Annotated in this window: 6 protein-coding genes and 1 pseudogene; 4 read left to right on the top strand and 3 right to left on the bottom strand. The window is 65.5% G+C overall.

What is annotated here, in order from left to right; translation table 11 throughout:
* Window positions 1-167 (bottom strand): annotated as a pseudogene (locus tag O7A61_RS30995) (helix-turn-helix domain-containing protein); the annotation flags it as partial.
* A gap of 293 nt (window positions 168-460) precedes the next feature.
* On the opposite strand from O7A61_RS30995, the gene O7A61_RS30990 reads away from it, so the two are divergent.
* Complete coding sequence (locus O7A61_RS30990) at window positions 461-1,207, top strand: DUF899 domain-containing protein (RefSeq protein ID WP_337132991.1); 747 nt, start codon at window positions 461-463, stop codon at window positions 1,205-1,207.
* Between the two features lie 96 nt (window positions 1,208-1,303).
* Window positions 1,304-1,561, top strand: coding sequence for a hypothetical protein (locus O7A61_RS30985; RefSeq protein WP_337105176.1), 258 nt, complete (start codon window positions 1,304-1,306; stop codon window positions 1,559-1,561).
* A 15-nt stretch (window positions 1,562-1,576) separates the two neighbouring features.
* Here the strand turns inward: O7A61_RS30985 and O7A61_RS30980 are convergent, their stop codons facing one another.
* On the bottom strand, window positions 1,577-2,575 hold the full coding sequence (locus tag O7A61_RS30980) for a bestrophin family protein (protein ID WP_337132990.1): 999 nt from the start codon (window positions 2,573-2,575) through the stop codon (window positions 1,577-1,579).
* A 54-nt stretch (window positions 2,576-2,629) separates the two neighbouring features.
* On the bottom strand, window positions 2,630-3,247 hold the full coding sequence (locus tag O7A61_RS30975; protein WP_337132989.1) for a TetR/AcrR family transcriptional regulator: 618 nt from the start codon (window positions 3,245-3,247) through the stop codon (window positions 2,630-2,632).
* A 251-nt stretch (window positions 3,248-3,498) separates the two neighbouring features.
* On the opposite strand from O7A61_RS30975, the gene O7A61_RS30970 reads away from it, so the two are divergent.
* On the top strand, window positions 3,499-3,996 hold the full coding sequence (locus O7A61_RS30970; RefSeq protein WP_140771420.1) for a (2Fe-2S)-binding protein: 498 nt from the start codon (window positions 3,499-3,501) through the stop codon (window positions 3,994-3,996).
* The coding region (locus O7A61_RS30965) for an FAD binding domain-containing protein (RefSeq protein WP_337132988.1) at window positions 3,993-4,773 on the top strand (781 nt) is incomplete at its 3' end. The genes O7A61_RS30970 and O7A61_RS30965, both read left to right, overlap by 4 nt.

Raw genomic sequence — 4,773 nt, 5'->3', positions numbered from 1 at the left:
GCCCGCCGCAACAAGAGCTTGGCGCGATCGAAGTCGCCGAGCTGCGCCATGGCGATGCCGCGCAGCGCCAGCGCCGGCGCATCCTCGCGCAGGGCGACGCGGTCGAGCGCGCCGAGCGGATCGCCGGCCGCTAGCGCCAGCGCTGCCGAGGTGATCAGCGAGTCCATTCAAATCCCGTCACACTTGTAACTCCCACCTCGGCACCGAGCCGCCCTAACTTACGTCAGTACCGTCAACCAGCAAGTCGGCCCAGCAAGTCGGCAATGACGGCACGCATAGGAGATACAAAGATGCCTGCTTCCACCGACCTCGACCTCGACACGGCCAATGATACGGCCAAGCACGCAGCACGCCACCCCTGCTGCGCGGGACCGGATCTCTTGGATTCCGCCGCGCCTCCCCGACCTGCCCAGGCAACACCACACCGCAACGACGCCACGACTGGCAAAGGAGAAGACCAATGACCATGACGATGAAGACCCCGCCGATCGTTTCACGGCAAGATTGGGAAGCCGCGCACCAAAAGATGCTGGTGAAGGAGAAGGCGACGATGCGCGCCAGGGACGCGCTGTCGGCCGAACGCCGGCGCATGCCATGGACGGAAGTGGACAAGGCTTATGTCTTTGAGGGCCCCGACGGCAAGGTGAGCCTGCTCGACCTGTTCGAAGGCCGCCGCCAGTTGATCGTCTACCGCGCCTTCTTCGAGCCTGGCGTCTATGGCTGGCCGGAGCACGCCTGCCGTGGCTGCTCGCTCGGCGCCGACCAGGTCGGCCACCTCGCCCATCTCAACGCCCGCAACACCACGCTTGCCTATGCCTCGCGCGCGCCGCAGGCCGACATTGCGCGGCTGAAGCAACGGATGGGCTGGGAGATGCCCTGGTACACGATCACCGACAGCTTCGACAAGGATTTCGGCGTCGACGAATGGCACGGCCACAACGTGTTCATTCATGATGGCGACCGCATCTTCCGCACCTATTTCATCAACAACCGCGGCGACGAGGCGTTGGGCACCGTCTGGAGCTATCTCGACGTCACACCGCTCGGCCGCCAGGAGACCTGGGAAGACTCGCCCGAAGGCTACCCGCAGACCCCGCTCTACAGCTGGTGGAACTGGCACGACAACTACGAAGCCGGAGCCGACAAGAAATGGGCCGAAGTGTCCGCCGCCGGCGAAGCCGCCTTCCGCGACAAGGACAAGCAGTAACCGGCGCAAGCCTGTCCAGCCTGGGTTCCTCTCCCGTCTTCGGCAGGGGCGAGGACCCAGGTCCTGACGGGTCGCAATCACCAAGGGAGTAAGACCATGAGCGATATCCATTCCGGCATCGGCAGCGCCGAAAATGCCGCCCCTCGTGGCATCGCCGACTGGCTGTGCCTGGCAGCAGCGCCCACCTTCGCACTGATGGCGCTGCTTTCCCGCCTTCAAGGCGGCGATACCGCCATGCCATGCATGGGCGCCTCGCCGCTGGCCGGCCCAATCCTGACCGGAATGCCCGCCATGTACCTGCTGATGAGCGCTTTCCACCTGGCGCCCTGGCTGCGGGTGATCTCCCGCCGGTAGGCGCCTGCTCCTGCCTCACATCGCGATGTCATTGACCGGCAGCAAGGGCTTGGGAAGGTCGCTCTCGCCGAGCCCGGCGCGCATCTCGATCTCGATGTCGCGGCAGATTTGCGAGATCGGCACATCGTTGGCGTTGCCCTCGAAAGGGTTGGCGCTGCTCTCGCCGACCTGGTCGAGGGACATGTAGGCCCAGCCCAGCAGCGTGCTGAACGGAATCGTCAGCCAGATGGCGATCGAGCCGAGCATTCCGTCCAGTTTGCCCATGTCGGCGAAGACCGGAACCACGCCGAACGGCAGCAGCGTGCAGAAGATCATGACGAACATGGAACTGACTATGGCGTATTGCCGGGGATAGGGATTGTTCTTGATGCGGTCGCAGCGCGCCTGCTGGTCGTGGAAGTCGCGGATCAGCTTCGTCAGTTCGACATAGACCTGCGCCGGAATCTTGGCGTCCTTGAGCAGCCCGTTGACCTGGACCGACTGCAATTCGAGCAAGGCTATCGCCGGACGAGGCGATTTCACGACATCAACGGTCTGGTCGCCCAGCAGCGGACGCAATTCGTCGGCGATCGAGCCCCCGTCCTCCTGGATGTGGTAACGCCGCCGGTATTCGATATTGGCGGCCTTCCCCATCGATTCCCAGGGCATCGGCCGCCGCAGCGCGTATCGCAGCGCCGTCATCCAGGCGATGTGGCGGTAGATGAGCTTCCGAGCCGTCGGCGCATCGAGGAAGTCCCGGCAGAAATTGGACCACATCCGGCTGCTGGCCGTGATCTGCGTGAAAGCCTGCAGCGCCTCACCGCTGCGGGTGAGCACCTGCGAATTCTTGAAGCCGGCGACGAGCGATACGGTGGTGCCGAGCACCAGCACCACCGACCATGGCACGGAGAACCCGGCAATGCCCGGCAGGCGGTAGGCCGCCACGGCCAGCCCGCTCACCACCACCATGTAGAGCACGCTGCGCCGCGACCACAGCGCGAAATCGACCACCTTGTAGGAACGCCCTACATACATTGAATGCCCCTCAAATCATCCTGTCGCGCACGGTTGCGCGGCCATTATCCCCGTTCACCCAGCCTTCCCCGCTCCGAACCGCAAGCCGTCCATCAACAGCTTGACTAGGCGGCGCGAGCGGTCACGCCATTCCGGCGTGTCGGGCGCCGAGTAGATGCCGCCGAGCGCATGCAGCACGTCGGAGGCATCGACGTCGCCGCGGATCGTGCCGTCGGCCACCGCCGCCTCGACCAGTTGCCGCAGCGCCTGCGAGACCCGGCCCGACGTGTCGGAGAAGAGCGTCGAATTGGTGGTGAACAGGATGCGCAGGCTGGTCGCCAGGCCGCGCTTGGTGGCGATATAGTCGACGAAGCGGCGCATCCACTCTTCCAGAGCGACATCGGAGGGATGTTTTGCCGCAAGCTCGCCGGCCGCCGCGCATAGCGCCTCCGCCTCGCGGCGGTAGACCACCTCGACCAGATGTTCGCGCGTCGGGAAATGCCGGTAGAGCGTGCCGATGCCGACGCCGGCGCGGCGCGCGATCTCCTCCAGCGAGGCATCGATGCCGCGCTCGGCAAACACGGCCGCCGCGACCTCGGCCAGCCGGTCGCGGTTGCGCCGGGCATCCGCGCGCAGCGGTTTGTCGGCGGCGGCGGGTTTTTGGTCGACAGTTGTGACGGGCTCAAAAGCCAATTTTTTTCTCCACCAGGGATATGGGGGCTTGAACCATGCCCGGCCAGCCCCCACGTAGATAAACGGAGGCGCCTCCGTTTTAGTGGAGCACCTTTATCATATAATCAGGGAGCCCGGTATGTCACGTCTTTCGAAGCCGCAAGCTGTCACCTTCCCTACCCGCGGCGGATTGGCTGCCGCCTGACCTTGTCCTTCCCCTCCCAAGCGCCAGATCATCCCCCTCAGCGTCAAGCAACTGGAGCCAGACGCCCATGACCACCCTTCCCATCTCGCTTACCGTCAATGGACACCGCCACGAACTCGAGGTCGACACCCGCGTCACCTTGCTCGACCTGCTGCGCGAGCGGCTTGAGCTCTCCGGCACCAAGAAGGGCTGCGACCGCGGCCAGTGCGGCGCCTGCACGGTGCTGGTCGACGGCAAGCGCATTAATTCCTGCCTCGCGCTGGCGGTCAGCCATGACGGCGCCGAGGTGCTGACCATCGAAGGCGTCGCTCACGGTGAAGAACTGCATCCGGTGCAGGCCGCCTTCATCGCCCATGACGGCTTCCAGTGCGGCTTCTGCACACCCGGCCAGATCATGAGCACGCTCGGCCTGATCGCCGAAGGACAGGCTGGAGACGATCCCGAGCGTATCCGCGAGGGGCTGAGCGGCAACATCTGCCGCTGCGCGGCCTATGGCGGCATCGTCGAGGCCGTTCTGGAGGCCCGGCAACAACTTGCCGGAACCGACCGGAGGACCGCGGCATGAGGGACTTCGATTTTATCAGGCCGGCCACCATCTCCGACGCCATAGCGGCGGCGGCCGGACCGGGCTCGGCCTATCTCGCCGGCGGCACCAATCTGCTGGATCTGATGAAGGGCGGCATCACCAGCCCCGAACGGATCGTCGACATTACCCGGCTGCCGGAACTCAATCGCATCGAAACGCTCGATGATGGCGGCCTGCGCATCGGCGCGCTGGTCCGCAATGCCGATCTCGCACACGATCCGGCCTTCGCCAAGGCCTATCCGGCGGTGGCCGAGGCGCTGCTGTCGGGCGCCTCGGCGCAGCTTCGCAACGCCGCCACCGTCGGCGGCAATCTGTTGCAGCGCACGCGGTGCAGTTACTTCCATGACACCGCCAGCGGCTGCAACAGGCGCGAACCCGGTTCCGGCTGCTCGGCACTTGGCGGCGAGAACCGCCTGCATGCCATCCTGGGCTGGAGCAATGCCTGCATCGCCACCCATCCCTCCGATTTCTGCGTGCCCCTGGTGGCGCTGGACGCCGTGGTCGAGGTCGAGGGCAAGGAGGGCCGGCGCCATGTGACGCTGGAGGAATTTCACCGGCTTCCGGGCGACACCCCGCAGCGCGAGACCGTGCTGGAGCCGGGCGAGCTAATCGTTGCGGTGCGCCTGCCGGCGGAAGCAGCTTCCTTCGCCGCTCACGCCCGCTACCTGAAAGTGCGCGAACGCACCTCCTATGCCTTCGCGGTCGTTTCGGCGGCCGCGGCACTTGTCGTCGATCGCGGCAAGATCCGCGGCGCAA

It is taken from the genome of Mesorhizobium sp. Cs1321R2N1 (assembly GCF_037179725.1).
Taxonomy (GTDB): Bacteria; Pseudomonadota; Alphaproteobacteria; order Rhizobiales; family Rhizobiaceae; genus Mesorhizobium; species Mesorhizobium salmacidum.
This window is presented reverse-complemented; position numbering and strand designations above follow the sequence as displayed.